The 15,638-nt window shown below is 44.4% G+C and carries 16 protein-coding genes; 9 read left to right on the top strand and 7 right to left on the bottom strand.

Going from position 1 to position 15,638, the window contains the following annotated elements; all coding sequences use genetic code 11:
* Nucleotides 1-54 precede the first annotated feature (54 nt).
* On the top strand, nt 55-1,302 hold the full coding sequence (gene pepT / locus ABD960_RS20585; protein ID WP_345334330.1) for a peptidase T: 1,248 nt from the start codon (nt 55-57) through the stop codon (nt 1,300-1,302).
* A 9-nt stretch (nt 1,303-1,311) separates the two neighbouring features.
* Nucleotides 1,312-2,412 carry a DNA polymerase IV gene (gene dinB, locus ABD960_RS20580; RefSeq protein ID WP_345334488.1) on the top strand — a complete coding sequence of 367 codons (1,101 nt, stop codon included), beginning with the start codon at nt 1,312-1,314 and terminating at the stop codon, nt 2,410-2,412.
* Here dinB and ABD960_RS20575 read toward each other — a convergent pair whose 3' ends face one another.
* A complete protein-coding gene (locus tag ABD960_RS20575) occupies nt 2,413-3,024 on the bottom strand; it encodes a DUF1684 domain-containing protein (RefSeq protein ID WP_345334328.1) in 612 nt (203 codons plus the stop codon).
* A 6-nt stretch (nt 3,025-3,030) separates the two neighbouring features.
* Nucleotides 3,031-4,032: a hypothetical protein gene (locus ABD960_RS20570; RefSeq protein WP_345334326.1), complete on the bottom strand. Its 1,002-nt coding sequence runs from the start codon at nt 4,030-4,032 to the stop codon at nt 3,031-3,033.
* Between the two features lie 134 nt (nt 4,033-4,166).
* Here ABD960_RS20570 and ABD960_RS20565 point away from each other — a divergent pair, with 134 nt between their 5' ends.
* The 5 genes from ABD960_RS20565 to ABD960_RS20545 all read left to right on the top strand — a co-directional run bounded on the left by ABD960_RS20565 (nt 4,167) and on the right by ABD960_RS20545 (nt 8,898).
* Entirely contained in the window at nt 4,167-5,369 is a 1,203-nt protein-coding gene (locus ABD960_RS20565; RefSeq protein WP_345334324.1) for a hypothetical protein, read from the top strand.
* Nucleotides 5,370-5,401: 32 nt separating this feature from the next.
* Nucleotides 5,402-6,085 (top strand): pseudouridine synthase, encoded by a 684-nt coding sequence (locus tag ABD960_RS20560; protein WP_345334322.1) that lies wholly within the window; start codon nt 5,402-5,404, stop codon nt 6,083-6,085.
* 84 nt (nt 6,086-6,169) lie between these two features.
* Nucleotides 6,170-6,859, top strand: coding sequence for a PAS domain-containing protein (locus ABD960_RS20555; protein ID WP_345334320.1), 690 nt, complete (start codon nt 6,170-6,172; stop codon nt 6,857-6,859).
* Between the two features lie 287 nt (nt 6,860-7,146).
* Nucleotides 7,147-7,722 carry a C40 family peptidase gene (locus ABD960_RS20550; protein WP_345334318.1) on the top strand — a complete coding sequence of 192 codons (576 nt, stop codon included), beginning with the start codon at nt 7,147-7,149 and terminating at the stop codon, nt 7,720-7,722.
* 60 nt (nt 7,723-7,782) lie between these two features.
* Nucleotides 7,783-8,898: a CapA family protein gene (locus ABD960_RS20545; RefSeq protein WP_345334316.1), complete on the top strand. Its 1,116-nt coding sequence runs from the start codon at nt 7,783-7,785 to the stop codon at nt 8,896-8,898.
* Here the strand turns inward: ABD960_RS20545 and ABD960_RS20540 are convergent.
* Nucleotides 8,895-9,083 (bottom strand): hypothetical protein, encoded by a 189-nt coding sequence (locus tag ABD960_RS20540; protein WP_345334314.1) that lies wholly within the window; start codon nt 9,081-9,083, stop codon nt 8,895-8,897. The genes ABD960_RS20545 and ABD960_RS20540 overlap by 4 nt on opposite strands.
* Nucleotides 9,084-9,165: 82 nt before the next feature.
* Between ABD960_RS20540 and ABD960_RS20535 the strand changes: the two genes are divergently transcribed.
* Together ABD960_RS20535 and ABD960_RS20530 are read left to right on the top strand one after the other, a co-directional pair.
* Nucleotides 9,166-10,104 (top strand): SPFH domain-containing protein, encoded by a 939-nt coding sequence (locus tag ABD960_RS20535; protein ID WP_345334312.1) that lies wholly within the window; start codon nt 9,166-9,168, stop codon nt 10,102-10,104.
* 14 nt (nt 10,105-10,118) lie between these two features.
* A complete protein-coding gene (locus ABD960_RS20530; protein ID WP_345334310.1) occupies nt 10,119-10,673 on the top strand; it encodes a DUF922 domain-containing protein in 555 nt (184 codons plus the stop codon).
* 7 nt (nt 10,674-10,680) lie between these two features.
* Here the strand turns inward: ABD960_RS20530 and ABD960_RS20525 are convergent, their stop codons facing one another.
* From ABD960_RS20525 to ABD960_RS20510, 4 genes are all read right to left on the bottom strand, one after another.
* Nucleotides 10,681-11,190, bottom strand: coding sequence for an Imm27 family immunity protein (locus ABD960_RS20525; RefSeq protein WP_345334308.1), 510 nt, complete (start codon nt 11,188-11,190; stop codon nt 10,681-10,683).
* Between the two features lie 54 nt (nt 11,191-11,244).
* Nucleotides 11,245-12,429 carry a GTPase HflX gene (gene hflX, locus ABD960_RS20520; protein ID WP_345334306.1) on the bottom strand — a complete coding sequence of 395 codons (1,185 nt, stop codon included), beginning with the start codon at nt 12,427-12,429 and terminating at the stop codon, nt 11,245-11,247.
* A gap of 266 nt (nt 12,430-12,695) precedes the next feature.
* Nucleotides 12,696-13,268, bottom strand: a complete 573-nt coding sequence (locus ABD960_RS20515; RefSeq protein WP_345334304.1) for a Crp/Fnr family transcriptional regulator — start codon at nt 13,266-13,268, stop codon at nt 12,696-12,698.
* A gap of 107 nt (nt 13,269-13,375) precedes the next feature.
* The gene (locus tag ABD960_RS20510; RefSeq protein WP_345334302.1) at nt 13,376-15,466 is read right to left on the bottom strand and encodes an LruC domain-containing protein; all 2,091 of its coding nucleotides are present in this window, start codon (nt 15,464-15,466) and stop codon (nt 13,376-13,378) included.
* Nucleotides 15,467-15,638: the final 172 nt, after the last annotated feature.

Raw genomic sequence — 15,638 nt, 5'->3', positions numbered from 1 at the left:
CAAAAATACCTTTTTAGGTTTCATTTGTTAAACTGATAATTATTATTGTAAACTATGAATCTGTCAGCCCTAACATATACTGTAACCGAGCGCTTTTTGCGTTACGTTACTATTGATACCCAATCGGACCCTGAATCGCCTACCTGCCCATCAACGGAAAAACAAAAAGATCTGGGCCGGTTACTGGTTGCCGAGCTGCTTGAAATTGGCCTAACCGATGCGCATATAGATGAGCATGGGTACGTATACGCCACCATCCCGGCTAATACGGATAAGGATGTGCCGGTGATCTGCTTCTGTTCGCACATGGATACAGCGCCTGATTGCAGCGGAACGGATGTAAAACCGATAGTACATCAGAATTATACCGGTGCGGACATTATATTGCCTGATGATGATACGCAGGTGATCCGTATGGCCGATCATCCTGACCTGAAAAACCAATTGGGTAACGATATTATAACCGCCAGCGGCAATACGCTACTGGGTGCTGATAACAAGGCTGGTGTAGCCGAGATAATGGATGCCTGCTTCCAATTGATGCATAATCCGCAGATTAAGCACGGTACCATTAAAATACTGTTTACACCCGACGAAGAAATTGGTCGCGGTGTAGATAAAGTGAACATTGAAAAGGTAGGCGCTTATGCCGCCTATACTATGGATGGTGAAAGCGCGGGCAACCTGGAGAATGAAACTTTTTCTGCCGACGGCGCTAAGCTGACCATCAACGGTGTGAGCGCACACCCCGGTTTTGCCAAAGGTAAAATGGAAAGCGCCATTAAAATAGCCGGTGAAATTATTGCCGCCCTGCCTATTGAGCTTTCGCCGGAAGGAACCGAAGGAATGGAAGGTTTTATTCATCCCGTAGGCATACAAGGACATGTGGAAACCGCCACCATTGAATTTATACTGCGCGATTTTGATGAGGAAAAGCTGCATGCCCATGCCGAAACATTAAAGCGCATTGCCGATCGGGTTTTGGAAAAACACCCGGCATCCTCCTACTCACTCAAAATAGCCGAACAATACCGAAACATGAAGGTGGTACTGGATCAGCATCCCGAAATAACAAAATACGGGATGGAGGCCATCCGCCGTGCGGGTATGGATGCCAAACTTTGCAGTATACGTGGCGGTACGGATGGTTCGCGCCTATCGTTCATGGGTTTGCCTTGCCCTAATATTTTCGCGGGCGAGCATGCTTTTCATAGCAAACAGGAGTGGGTATCGGTACAGGATATGCAAAAGGCGGTTGATACCATTTTGCACCTCTGCGCCATTTGGGAAGAAAAAGCCTAATAATTTATGATGGCTGATGACGCTCAAAACATACGCCGAAAGATAATCCATATTGATATGGATGCCTTTTACGCGTCGGTTGAGCAGCGGGATAACCCGGAGTACCGTGGCAAGGCATTGGTAGTTGGCGGCCTGCCCGAAGGGCGGGGCGGTGTAGTAGCCACAGCCAGTTATGAGGCGCGTAAGTTTGGGGTGCGGTCGGCCATGCCCTCAAAACAGGCATTGCAACTTTGCCCGCATGCCGTTTTTGTGAGGCCAAGGTTTGCGGCCTATAAAGAGGTGTCACAAAAGATAAGGGAGATATTCCGCAGGTATACTGATCTGATCGAGCCGCTCTCGCTGGATGAAGCCTACCTGGATGTAACCACCGATAAGCTGGAAGTAGGCTCGGCCATTGAGATAGCCAAACAGATAAAGGATGCCATTAAAACCGAACTGCAATTGACAGCTTCGGCAGGGGTGTCCATCAATAAGTTCGTGGCCAAAATAGCTTCGGACATGAACAAACCTGACGGGCTCACCTTTATCGGCCCCTCGCAAATAGCGGCTTTTATGGAAAAGCTGCCGGTAGAGAAGTTTTTTGGCGTGGGCAAGGTTACCGCCGCCAAAATGAAGAACATGGGCCTTCATACCGGCGCCGACCTGAAACGGCTTACCGAAGATGAAATGACCAAAGCCTTTGGTAAGGCCGGGCGATTTTATTACCAGATAGTACGCGGTATCGATAACCGGGCGGTACAACCGCATCGAGAAACAAAATCAGTTGGCGCGGAAGATACCTTTGCTTATGACCTCACCCAACTGGATGAAATGAACCCCGAGCTTGACCGCATTGCCGAAACCGTAGCCACCCGCCTGGAACGATATGGATTGAAAGGCCGCACGGTAACGCTCAAGGTAAAATATCACGATTTCAGGCAGATCACGCGCAACCAATCCGTTAGTACGCCGGTTAGCAGCGCCGCCGAGATCGCGCAAATCGCTAAGCAATTGCTGGCCATAGCAGCTACTGATGATATGAAGGTGCGCCTGCTGGGTATTTCCCTTTCCAATTTTGGGGAGCCGCAGCGCAAAACTGATCAGCATACCGATCAATTGCGCTTGTTCTGATTATCGGTGTTTCTTTTCGCCGGCAAACGCCTTTTCGCCGGCCCCAACTCGTACGGCCAGTTTATTTTCAATAGGAGGCACCGGGCAGCGATAGCCATCGCTGTAAGCACAGTATGGATTGTAAGCTTTATTAAAGTCAATAGCTAAACCATCATCTTTTATATCGTTGGCATTAATATCAATATAACGCCCGCCGGGGTAAGATTCTGCGCCATTGGTTTGATCGGTAAAAGGCAGAAAAAGATGATCCTTGTACTGCGGTATGGCTGTGAGCGAAGGGCTTTTAAACAAAGTCAATTGCAATGGCTTGCCTTTCAGCGTAAAAGTCAGCCTGGCAAAAGGCACATACTCCTGGCTGTCACCGTTAAAAGTGGTCAGCTTAATTACCGGCTGATTGTGCAAAAGCTCAACCTTGGCAACAATGCTATAGGTGCTGTCTGCTTCAAAAAAGCGCAGGTTGTGTAAATCTTCCGCTTTTAACGGCGATCGCTGCTCGGCCAAAAAATCGTCCTTATATTTTTTCCGGTGGGCTGCAATCTGCGCTTTGAAACTTTGCGCATTCGCGGCGGTTATTACCGCTAACAGGCTTATGGATAAAAATAGTTTCTTCATTGGTAATTATTTAAGCTTGTGCGCCATCTCAAAAAACTTCACCTGTTTTTTTACACTTGGCCGCTCGTTGTAGGCCGAGTAGTAAACGTAAGCCTTGTTTTGATCCACACCCGGCATAATTGATGGCAGTGCCTTACGGATCGCCAGGTTTTCGGCCTTTAAAGCTGTTGTATCTTTTAAGTCGATTTTTGATTGATAGCAAATTTGCGGAAAGCTGCCCTCGGGCGTTGTTTTGTTGAACACGCCAAAAATTTGCGGCTTGGTAGCAACCCCTTTAATAGTATAAGGGAAAGGATATTGCTTGTTGGCATCAGCGCCCACGGTAGCATATATTTCCGCCATAGGCTGCTCAAAAGTATATTGCCACACCTGGCTGGGGTGCAGGCAAATCATGGTGAGCGCCAGCGTGTTAAGCGCCTCAACCACCTGTCCTTTAGCATAACTGTTTTTAGCGTAGCTATAAAGCTGGGGTGCGGTTTTATTGTTGATGGTATAAGGCCCTACGTCTATTTTGCACAATCGCCAGCCATAATCGTAATTAGCATACATAATGGTGATCATCTCCTTGTTCGCACCCTTGGCCGGTATTAAAAAAGCCATGTACATTTCTTCGGCAAAAGCCGGATAGATCAAATCATATGCATTTATTCCATTATTATCGGCAAGGATAGTATCGCGGTCGTTATACTTATTCACCACATAATATTCGTTCAATACCGAGTAGCTTGTATCAACCTTTAACCGATTAGCCACCAGTTCAATATCCCGTTTAGTAGCCGGATCATCGAGCAGCTCTTTAGAGAGCATATTTTCCAGTGTTTGTTTGTCATCGACCCGCATGGCCTTTATCAAATCGGCATTCAGTTCGTGAAAGTGCTGGCGGTCATCGGCGGTAATTTTTTCATTCTTAAAAAAGCCCGGCGCCTGGTGTTTACAGCTTTGGGTAACAGCGGCAATAATAAGTAATGCCACCACAGTATGTGATAGTTTAAGTAATAGGGGTTTCATAACGGGGCTAAAGATACAAAAATCAAAAACCCCTGTTAATTGTACTGATAAATAGCTATTGATTTTCCGATTAGAAATTTATACATTTAATCTACCAGTTATAAATCTCAAATCAGGCGAAAGGAGGTGTTGCGATGAGATTGCTTGTTTTATTGTCGGCTTTATTTTTTTCAGTTGCTGCTTACGGGCAGGGCAAACAGGCATCCTTTTGCTTTGACTTTTATGGTAATACCTTTTGTGCCGAGGCCGACACATCCCTTAACGCTACCATACCGCAGTACATCACCCCGCAAAACATCCGGACTTTTTACAACGGCATCAACACCCTTAATTATAAGCCCTTGCTTGCCGCAATGCAGGCATATCGCAATAAGTATAAACTTAATGATTGGTTATATTATCAACTGGTGCGTAAAACCGCTCAGCAGCTAAGTCCTAAAAACGCTAACTATAGCCGTTACACCCTTTATAAATGGTACTTGCTCAGCAACTCCGGTTTTGACGCACGGTTGGCCATTACGCCCGAAAACCGGGTTATCTTTTATGTTTACAACAACGAGGACATAGCCGACATTCCATTTTTTATGGTGGATGGAAAAAAATATATGTGCCTCAATTACCATGATTATGCACATGCCGACCTGCACCGGGATCCGCCGATGCCTGTTCCGGTAAATGTTCCGGGCGCTACGCATGCTTTTTCCTACCTGATAACCCGTCTGCCCGATTTTAAGCCCGAAAGCTATGTTCAAAAACAGCTTCAGTTTAAGTATGGCAATACAATGTACCACTTTAATGTCAAGCTTAACAATGAGGTGAAAGGCATATTTGCCAATTACCCGGGTGTTGATTTTAGCTATTATTTTAATATTCCGCTTAGTAACGAAACTTATGGCTCGCTGATACCGGCCTTGCGCAAAAATGTAAATGGCATGTCGCAAAAAAAAGGTATTGACTACCTGATGCGTTTTACCCGCTACGCGTTTTTGTATGAAGATGATGAGCAGAATTTTGGCAAGGAAAAGCGCATGGCTCCGGAAGAAACCCTGTTCTCTGAGTACAGCGATTGCGACGACCGCGCCGCGCTGTTCTTTTACCTGGTTAAGGAAATATATGATCTGCCGATGATCGCCATGTTGTACCCTACGCATATTACCATAGCCGTACAGTTTGATAAGCCGGTAGGCAAGCCTGTAATTTATGAAGGCCGCGCATATTCAGTATGCGAACCTACGTTGCAGCCCGAAGACCTGAAGATAGGCCAGTTATCATCCAAATTAAAAAACCAAGCTTACCAGGTAGTGTATAGCTACGTGCCCGGCCATGATGCTAATTAAGGTTTAGCGCAGATGTTATACCTTTGCAGGTAATGCTCGAAATAGTTTATCAGGATGATTACCTCGTAGCGATTAACAAGCCGCATGGTTTGCTGGTACATCGCTCATCAATAGCCAATGATACCAGCGAATTCGCGTTGCAACTGCTCCGCGATCAGCTCGGCAAAAAAGTTTATCCCGTGCATCGTATCGACCGTAAAACCGGCGGCCTGCTGCTATTCGCTTTTGATAAGGACACAGAAATAGCCATGCAAAAACTATTTGCCCAGAACCAGATCAGTAAAACTTACCTTGCACTGGTGCGCGGATACGCGCCCGACGAAGGGGAGATTGATTACCCGCTGCGAAAAGAAAACGGCACCCTGCAGGATGCGTTTACCGCGTATAAAGCCCTGCAACGCACCGAGGTTGAGGTACCACTGGGCAAGCACCCTACATCCCGTTACACGCTGATTGAGGTTAAACCACGTACTGGGCGCATGCACCAGATACGCAAGCACATGGCACATATTTTTTACCCGATCATCGGCGATCGTACGCACGGTTGTAATAAGCAGAACAAACTGTTTAAAGAACGTTGGGGTATTGAAACGATGTTTCTGCATGCTTCGAGCCTGGCATTCAGCCATCCGGTAACCGGACAACCGGTACAAATAACCGCGGCTGTGAGAGCTGAATTTGAGGAGGTTTTAAAATTATTAGGCATTAATTTTTAGTTAACTAAATTACACTTCTCTAAACATTATTTACTTTGATTGGTTATACGTGTTACAGTTACCAGAATTGCAACACACACCACCATGAAGATAGCCCTCACACCACAACTGCTTGGCGATTTGATAGAAAAAGGATTTAGTTATATGCTGGCCGGTGAAGTTGTTGAAGATGATAAAAATGAACAGATTGTTTTAAAGCCGGTAAAAATACAGCCGGTTATACAACAACTGCCTTATGGGTATCAAACCTACTACCGAATTACACAGGAACCGGTGCAAATGTGCTGCGGTAATACCGGCGCAACGGTATGGGTGGAATACGAAGAAAGCCTGATGGATACCAGAATCGCTCCCGAAGCACCTTATAACGATAGTTACTTCAGGATGAGTGAAAGCTTTTTCAGGCAGGTGCTTGATAGCCTGGAAGATTACGCTGTATTTACAACCGATACCCGTGGCAATGTGAACAGTTGGAATAGCGGAGCGCAAAAATTATTAGGTCATGCGGAGAACGAAGTGCTGGGCTTAAGCGCCAGCATATTTTTTACTACCGAAGATGTGGCTCGAGGCGTGCCGGCCCGGGAATTAAACACAGCGGTTGAAAATGGCCGTGCTATAGACGAGCGTTATCATATACGTAAGGACGGATCAAAATTCTGGGGTACCGGTTTGGTGTTCCCGCTGTATGATGAAGAGGCACAGCATCGCGGCTTTACAAAGATCATGCGAAATCTTAACGAAGAAAAGTTATCCCGCGAGATTAACGAGGTTTAAACACCTTAATCTATTTGAAATTTTTTTTCGTTGACTGAAACTTTGTTTACAAATATGCGTATAACGCGTAAATATTTGTTTATTAGCTTTATACGTCTTGTAAAAACCTCTGTTTCTACACCTCATTTTATAATTCAAACAATCCGGGCTATTGTTTTTTTACAAAAAAATGTATCATTTATTTGTAAATATAAACTGAATAGATAGATTTGTAGTTAACAATAGACATTGTTGTATAATTTAATAAACATTTTGTTGTACCCCTATCAACAAACTAAAGAGATTAAATGAAGAAAATTACTATTGCTATCGCTTTGTTCATCAGTGCAGTTAGCGTTCAGGCCCAAACAAAAACCAACGCAGCTGACAACACAGAAAACACCGGTGACGACCAGGAAAGCTTAGCCAAAACATATCTTTCGCAAATTATGGGTGTTGCGCTTAATGCAACCTCAAATCTTAAACTTTTTGAAGCAGTACACGATTGGATAGGCACTCCTTACCGTTTTGGTGGTAGCAGCCGCAAAGGAATTGATTGTTCAGGCTTTACTAAAGAAATATACAGCAAGGTATTTAACCTGACCATCAAACGTAACTCACGCGATATTTTCAGCATGGTTAGCCCTGTTCGTCGTAACGAGTTAAAGGAAGGCGATCTGGTTTTCTTTAAAATACGCAGCCGCCGTATTTCACACGTAGGTGTTTATTTGGGTGGTGGCCGTTTTGCACATGCGTCCTCAAGAGGTGTGGCTATCTCGAACCTTGAAGACCGTTACTACAGCCGTTACTTTTACAAAGGCGGTCGTTTAACGGCTCAATACCAGGACGAATTGGAAATTCCGTTAGAAGAAGAAACTAATTAAAAACTTATTTATACTAAATGCCAAATCCTTTCGTAATTACGGAAGGATTTTTTTTTGACTATGCGCCGCCTCAACCTTTATCTTTTATTTTTTATCATCCTGCTAACCTATGCTTGCAAGCAAGGGAACAAACAACCAGCCGTAAAGCAAAACAATGCAACTGCCGTTAATACTACAAAAAAGTCCACCCCAACGGATGATACCCTAAGTATTGTTGCTGTTGGCGATATGATGCTGGGTACATCCTATCCCAGCCGTTCAACCCTGCCGCCCGACAGCGGAAAGCGGAGCTTTAAACCGGTGCTTAGCCACTTGCGCAATGCCGATGTTACTTTCGGCAACCTGGAAGGCGTTTTATTGGATACCGGCGCTGCGGCCGAATTTAAATTACGCCAGCGCAGCAAAGCCTATCTCTTCAGAATGCCTGAGTGGTATGGTGGTATTATAAAGGATGCCGGATTTGACCTGATCAGCTTGGGGAATAACCATTCCAACGACTTTGGTTTGGCCGGGCGTAAAGCTACCATGCGCATCCTCGACTCATTACAAATTGCTTACGCAGGTCTACGCAGCAAACCAACCGCAATCATAAAAGTGAAAGGTTTTACCGTAGGCTTCTGCGCATTTTCGCCTAACAGCCAAACCGTATCGTTGCTTGACCTGCAAAATGCTGCCACCATCATCCGCAAATTAAAGCAGCAAACTGATATTGTTATCGTATCGTTTCATGGCGGAGGCGAGGGCACCGGATTTGAGCATGTAACGCGCGCGGATGAAAGCTATAAAGGCGAAAACCGTGGCAACGTTTACGCCTTTGCGCACAACGCTATTGATGCCGGGGCAGACGTGGTGTTAGGCCATGGCCCGCACCTTACCCGTGGCATGGAACTTTATAAAAAGAGGTTTATAGCTTATAGCTTAGGGAATTTTTGCACTTACAAGGGCGTTAACACCAGTGGCATTTGCGGCCTTGCACCTCTATTAAAGCTCACTATTAAAAAAAACGGGGAATTCGCCGCCGGGCGCATTGTAGCAACCCGGCAAACTTATCCGGCGGGCATTCAAATTGATACCGGCAATCGCGTGATCAAAAAGATCAAAATATTAAATGCCTCTGATTTCCCGGAATCACCGCTCGCAATCAGCAATGATGGTGTAATGTCCGCGAGTTATTAAACCGCTTTGTCGGCCGTGTTGCGTACCAAACCAATGCCTGTAAAAAAGAACATAATGGCGATAATGCCGACTACAACCAAGGTAGTCATTTCGGCGCTCTTTTGTATAATACCAACGCCTGTATAAATTAAACCAACTATACCTAAAATGGTAAGTATTGTTCCGAAGGTGCGTTTTAAGTTCATAGTTATTTAGTGTTTTGCTTTTGCAAAACAAATTGCACACCAATAATTAATTCTATCTTTATTAAACCTTTAATCATCAATTATGGACGTTTCTATCCCTATTACCATTGTAACCGTATTACTGTTAATTATACTGTTCAGTTCATTTGTGACCGTAAAACAGGGCACTATAGCCGTGGTTACCATTTTTGGCAAATACCGCCGCATACTTACACCGGGGCTTAATTTCAAGATACCGCTTATCGAGCTGATCTACTCTCGCATTTCCATTCAAAACCGATCGGTTGAGCTGGAGTTCCAGGCCGTAACTTACGATCAGGCTAACGTTTATTTCAAAGCGATGCTTTTATACTCGGTGCTCGATCAGCAGGAGGAAACCATCAAGAACGTCGCTTTTAAATTTGTTGACGAGCGCAACCTGATGCAGGCATTGGTACGCACCGTTGAGGGGTCCATCCGTGCGTTTGTGGCCACCAAGCGCCAGGCCGATGTGCTGATTTTGCGCCGCGACATTGTGGAGCACGTAAAAGAACAACTGGACAACATACTCGAAAGCTGGGGCTATCATCTGCAGGATCTGCAGTTGAACGATATTACATTCGATGATATCATCATGAAATCAATGAGCCAGGTGGTGGCATCAAACAACCTGAAGGCCGCTGCCGAAAACGAAGGCCAGGCCCTGCTCATTACTAAAACAAAGGCTGCCGAGGCCGAAGGTAATGCCATCAAGATATCTGCAGAGGCTGAACGCCAGGCAGCTCAATTACGCGGCCAGGGTATAGCTTTGTTCCGCGAAGAAGTTGCCAAGGGTATGACCGTTGCGGCAAAAGAAATGCAGGAAGCAGATATGGATACATCGGTGATATTATTTACCATGTGGACTGAATCCATCAAACACTTTGCAGAGAACTCATCCGGTAACGTAATATTTCTTGATGGCTCGGTAGATGGTATGCAACGCACTATGAAAGAAACGATGGGCTTAAACCTTTTAAAGGATGACAAGGTCAAAAAGTAAAACTTTTTGGCTGTATGGCATTAAAATTCTGGAAGACTTTGCTGTTGGTTATGCTGTGCACGGCCGGCAGCAGCTTTGCACAGCAGGGCTATAAAACACTTACCCTAACCGATTTTCAAGGGTCGCCACGGCGCAGTAATTTTGCCGCTGTTGCTTATACCAATTGTAGCATCAGCTATAATTACAGCGTAAAACGCATACGCGGTGTATTCAGAATTGACTTTGAGGTGAGCATGGTGATGAACAAGGATAAATCATGGCTTGACCGCAGCCGCATTAAAAATCCCGAAATGCTGGCTGAAATATTAAGGCACGAACAAGGCCATTATGATATTGCTTACCTGCAACAGCAGGAAGTGCTCAGAACTTTTAACCGCACCCAATTTGGCCGCGATTACAGTTTGGTAATTGCTGATATTTTTAACCGGATAGACGCCAAGTACCAGCAAATGAATGCCGACTATGAACGCGAAACTAACCACATGCAAAACAGGGAGCAACAACTGGTTTGGAACAGGTACCTGCAAAAGAAGGTGAGTAATTTACCGCCGCTAACAGCATCGATGTAATGTTGCATTACATGAGTAAGGCATGCCTTAAAATAAGCCCGTATGCTTCACCATCATCCTGAAATTCTCCCTGTATCTTAATCGGAGTATTAATAGTGAGCTTTGCTTCATCAAGCTTACTTTCAAAAAACACAGTTATCCTCCTTGTATTGCCCTTATAAAACACTTTGCCTTCAATATAGCGATGACCGCCATCATTACCCGTTTCCAAAATGATATACTTTTGTATGTTTATTTCAACGCTTTTATGCTCGGCTGTTAAAAAAACACTGCCAATATTTTCAAGTAAAGGTGGCCCTCCACCTTGCATTTCAAACTTTGGATAAGTATGCCGCCAATAACGCTTATCATTAGGATCTTGGTAAATGGTCGTCCAATTTCCATCTTCAGCACCAACTGCTTTTAGATAATTTTTAGCTAACCACTCTATTCTTTCACAATTGTCATCCCCAATCATTTTCCGATCCCTAAATATCCAATCCCCGATAATTAATGTTTCTTCAGGCAGAAGTTTCATATTTTCAATATAAGATTTAAAGCAAAAGCCCCTCTGCTGAGGGGCTTATGTTTACTAATATAACAAATGATCGTAAGGATATCGGGCTGTATGTATGGCTTTTACCTTATCATACAATAACTGCCTGAATTCGTCTATATTTTCGCGTTTAGCGGCTGATATAAAAATGGCCGGGCTGTTGTGGCGAGCCATCCAGCTGTGCTTAAAATCTTCAAGCGTTAGCGGCTTCAGCTCCTCGCCTTCAAATATCTCTGTTGGCTGGTAAGCATCAATTTTATTAAACACCGTGATGTTTTCCTTATCTACCGCGCCTAACTCCTTCAACGTTTCGTTAACCGTACGTATCTGATCCTCAAAGTTAGGATGCGAAATATCAACCACATGTACCAGTATATCCGCCTCGCGCACCTCATCCAGTGTCGATTTAAAGCATTCCACCAAATGGTGAGGCAATTTGCGGATAAACCCGACGGTGTCTGACAGTAAAAACGGCGCATTCTCAATCACCACCTTACGTACAGTAGTATCAAGCGTAGCAAACAGTTTGTTCTCAGCAAATACTTCCGACTTGGAAAGCATGTTCATGATGGTTGATTTACCTACGTTGGTATACCCCACCAAGGCCGCGCGCACCAATTGATGCCGGTTTTTACGCTGTGTCTCATTCTGGCGATCAATATCTTTTAGTTTGCCTTTTAACAAAGATATTTTGTTGAGGATCAAACGGCGGTCAGTCTCAATCTGCGATTCACCCGGCCCACGCATACCGATACCACCCTTCTGGCGCTCTAAGTGGGTCCACAAACGGGTAAGGCGCGGTAAAAGGTATTGTAGTTGAGCCAGCTCAACCTGTGTTTTGGCCTGCGCGGTTTGTGCCCGCCCGGCAAAAATATCCAGAATGAGGTTATTACGATCCAGTATCTTTACTTTGAGTTCATTCTCAATATTACGCAACTGAGATGGCGACAGCTCATCATCAAACACCACGATATCAATTTCTTCGGCAAATACATATTCCTTTATTTCTTCGAGCTTACCGGTACCCACATAGGTAGCACGTTCCGGACGGCTTAGCTTTTGGGTAAAATGCTTAACGGTTTTTCCACCGGCGGTCTCTACCAAAAATTCCAGCTCTTCCAGGTACTCCTTTTCCATTTCCTCGGTTTCGTCGGCAGTAATTACGCCCACTAAAACCGCTTTTTCCTGCTTCACAGCAGTATCATAAAATTTTTGTTTCATTCAGTAAAATGATTACAATCAAAATGCCAAGTTACTAAAAGGCATTATTTAACCCATGCACATGCCAAAATAACATATAACATGCCTGTTGCGGATGAACCCGGCAAAATTGATCAAGTATTAAAAAGAAAGATTAATTAACATACTCCGGTCCGGCTATTTGGGAATAGCGTTACCTTGGAACCAAAGCATTAAGCAAATACGGTAGTAATTTTCATGATGCTGCAAAGATAATGATTTTAGTCAACAAGCAAAATAGCAGGCCTTTAACGCCTCTTTCCGCGTACTTTACTTAAAAACTCAGGCGTTACACCCAGGTACGATGCTAGCATGTATTGCGGCACGCGCTGTACAAAGCCCGGAAACCGATCAACAAACAAGTTGTATTGCTCCTCGCTTGTCATATCAAACAAATAGCGTATCCGCATCTGGAAAGCACCGAATCCTTTTTGCATTACACGCATAAAATAGCGCTCCAGCTTGGGCACGAGTTCTAATAGCTTCTCCTGGTTGGCTACGCTTAAGCTCAGCAATTCTGATTTTTCAACCGCCTGTATATAAAACCCGGATGGCTGCCGGGTGTCCATGCTCATATAGTCGGCCAGCCACCAGTTGTCTATACCGAACTGAACAATGTGCTCGCTGCCATTCTCCTTAATAAAAAACATGCGCAGGCAACCCTTGGTTACAAAATATTGCGTTGAACAGTTTTCACCTTCGGATAGCAGGTATTGCTTTTTATTTACGGTTTCGGGCTTGAAATACTCCGCAACAATAAGCTCCTCCTCGGCAGTAAGGCTTACATATTTACTGATGTGTTTTAAAAGGCCGGCAAACATATCGGATTTTAGACAGATTCGGTTTAAATATAGCGCTTCTGTAGGGCATAAAAAAAGCGTTGCCTCTTTTACGTGGCAACGCTGGTGGATATGAAATGTTTAATCGACTATTTTAAATACAGTAATGAGCGGTTGGCATAACCCGGTTTCCAGTGTGCATACCAGTCAGGGTATAAGGTACCGCCTGATGCTGCCCACTCGGCAAAGTGGTTATATGCCTCGCGTATGTCCGTACGCTCTATCGGGTAACGGGTTGAATATTTGTAGCTGATGGCCCAAGGTAAATTATCAGCCGACAAGTAATAACGGTTCTCTCCCGGTTTAGAATTATCGTCATTTGTACCTAATAATGTTTTATCAGCCTTATCAGTTGGTTTGTAACCCGGCAAGTGCACCTCAATGCCACGTTTTAAATTAGCGATCAGGAACGGATTGAATTCGCTAACACTTAACTCGCTGCGATCAAGCGGGCTGGTAAAGTTTAGTGCTACGTTGATGTTTTTGCCGTTAACCTTAGCTTTATCAGGCTCGGTGTTTACAAAGTACGACATATCCGGATATTTCAATACCGCATCCTGATGGTCAAACGGAATAATTACCGCGTTAGCCTGACCGGCCTCAACCCCGTTACTTGCAAAGGTTACATAGTTGCTGGTGATAATTTGGCCTGATACCGATTTTACTTTTGATGCGCTAACCGGTAGTTGCATACCAAAACCATTTTTAAATGATGAACCTGCAGCAAGCGGGATGAAAGTAGTTACCAGGTCAACCACTTTATTTTGCGCGTTCAGCACAAATTTATAACGGTAGTTAATCACCAGGTCATTCATATCATAATCACCTTTTACCGGCCAGTTATCCTCAAAGCCGAACTGTGCGAATTTGGTATCGGTAGGATAATAATCGTTATACGCACGGTCCGGATCGTTCGGATATTCATCTTTATCATCCGGCACGCCGTCGCCATCCGAGTCGTTATTCTGATCAACCGGCGGCACATTGCTATCGTCAATACCATCGGCTACGCTTGAACGGGCGTAAAATACAATATCGTTAAAGTCGTTATCGCAATCCGTTTCGGTACGGTTAATATCTTCAAATCCAATGATGAAATTATCGTTTTCTTCATCGCGCAGTACAACGTTGTGCCTTTTTAAGTTTGCATTGCTTTCGCTGTTAAAGGCATCGTGCGAGTAAAATTTCTCCACATCAGTTTGGATGTTGCTGCCTGTCCATGAGTTACGCAGAACAATAAAACCAATTGAGGTACCGGCTTCAAAAGTACCCAGCTTTATTTTGTGGCCAGGCATCAAAGCGCCGCCTGTACCCGCTGCTGATGCATTTGGGAAGATGAATGTAGCTTTAGCCAGATCATTAGCCGTTTTTGGCGGATTTGATGTGGGGTAAGTGTAATACGCCAATGTATTTTGATACGATGCACCCTCGGCCACAAAGGTTATGGTAACATCGGTTTTTTTGATCACCCTGATTACTGACGGGGCACTGCTTTGCAAATACTCCGGGTGATGCTTAGCTACGTTTTGATACTCGGGCAGTGAGTTGTTTACATACTTAAGCATTTTAGCGCTTACCACTTCGCGCTCAGGATCAAGATTTTTAAGTACTCCCAAGTACAGCGGGTAATTGTTGTCGTTATAAATACCATCGTTTGCTGACGTGTATGGAGCCGGATAAACAAATTGTGTGTTGGTTGCTCTTGCGCCCAAAGCAAAAACCTTACGGTTGCTGTAGTTAATTTTTTCGGCTACCACGTCGCCGCCAAAACCGGCTTTACCGCCAATTATTACATTGGCATTGGTGCCGCTTAGCTTAGCCACTACGTTATGCTGCAAACCGACATATTCCGGGTCAACAATAAGTTGGGTAGTAGCCGAGGCTACGTTCACCTTGGCTTGTAATTTACCAGCATTGTCAGTAATACCCGTGTAAATTGCCACGGTTGAATCGCCTATGGTTTCGTAGAGTTTTACCTTGGCACCAGCAACTGCCTCGTCGGTATTTGTAAGCAGGCTGATGTTTACATTAACGTTTTTTGATGTTTGGTAATTGAAACCGGCAGCGGCTTTTGAGCCCGGTGTAGCTGAGGCATTTTCTCCCTCTTTAAATGAGTCCTTTTTGCAGGATACCATACCTGCCACACCCCCTGCAAGTAGCAGAGTAAATAGTTTTTTCATAGTCGTTATAAGTATAGATGTCTGTACGGGAAAAGTGGCAAACACTTCACCAAAACGGCTTTTATACTTACGGACGCCATATTGCCGAAACTTTATTTACTCAAAACGTGTAATATTTTCTACAAAATTGATATTTATTTCTACAAAGTAAATCGGGCACGATTTTTTGAAT

Source organism: Mucilaginibacter defluvii, assembly GCF_039543225.1.
Classification (GTDB): Bacteria; Bacteroidota; Bacteroidia; order Sphingobacteriales; family Sphingobacteriaceae; genus Mucilaginibacter; species Mucilaginibacter defluvii.
This window is presented reverse-complemented; position numbering and strand designations above follow the sequence as displayed.

Bases quoted from the DNA above. Each gene is read 5' to 3' on its own strand.
- ABD960_RS20570 (WP_345334326.1), bottom strand. From the start codon at position 4,032: ATGAAACCCCTATTACTTAAACTATCACATACTGTGGTGGCATTACTT.
- ABD960_RS20515 (WP_345334304.1), bottom strand. From the start codon at position 13,268: ATGTTTGCCGGCCTTTTAAAACACATCAGTAAATATGTAAGCCTTACT.
- ABD960_RS20525 (WP_345334308.1), bottom strand. From the start codon at position 11,190: ATGAAACTTCTGCCTGAAGAAACATTAATTATCGGGGATTGGATATTT.
- ABD960_RS20535 (WP_345334312.1), top strand. From the start codon at position 9,166: ATGGACGTTTCTATCCCTATTACCATTGTAACCGTATTACTGTTAATT.
- ABD960_RS20510 (WP_345334302.1), bottom strand. From the start codon at position 15,466: ATGAAAAAACTATTTACTCTGCTACTTGCAGGGGGTGTGGCAGGTATG.
- pepT (WP_345334330.1), top strand. From the start codon at position 55: ATGAATCTGTCAGCCCTAACATATACTGTAACCGAGCGCTTTTTGCGT.
- ABD960_RS20530 (WP_345334310.1), top strand. From the start codon at position 10,119: ATGGCATTAAAATTCTGGAAGACTTTGCTGTTGGTTATGCTGTGCACG.
- dinB (WP_345334488.1), top strand. From the start codon at position 1,312: ATGGCTGATGACGCTCAAAACATACGCCGAAAGATAATCCATATTGAT.
- ABD960_RS20555 (WP_345334320.1), top strand. From the start codon at position 6,170: ATGAAGATAGCCCTCACACCACAACTGCTTGGCGATTTGATAGAAAAA.
- ABD960_RS20550 (WP_345334318.1), top strand. From the start codon at position 7,147: ATGAAGAAAATTACTATTGCTATCGCTTTGTTCATCAGTGCAGTTAGC.
- hflX (WP_345334306.1), bottom strand. From the start codon at position 12,429: ATGAAACAAAAATTTTATGATACTGCTGTGAAGCAGGAAAAAGCGGTT.
- ABD960_RS20575 (WP_345334328.1), bottom strand. From the start codon at position 3,024: ATGAAGAAACTATTTTTATCCATAAGCCTGTTAGCGGTAATAACCGCC.
- ABD960_RS20545 (WP_345334316.1), top strand. From the start codon at position 7,783: ATGCGCCGCCTCAACCTTTATCTTTTATTTTTTATCATCCTGCTAACC.
- ABD960_RS20565 (WP_345334324.1), top strand. From the start codon at position 4,167: ATGAGATTGCTTGTTTTATTGTCGGCTTTATTTTTTTCAGTTGCTGCT.
- ABD960_RS20560 (WP_345334322.1), top strand. From the start codon at position 5,402: ATGCTCGAAATAGTTTATCAGGATGATTACCTCGTAGCGATTAACAAG.
- ABD960_RS20540 (WP_345334314.1), bottom strand. From the start codon at position 9,083: ATGAACTTAAAACGCACCTTCGGAACAATACTTACCATTTTAGGTATA.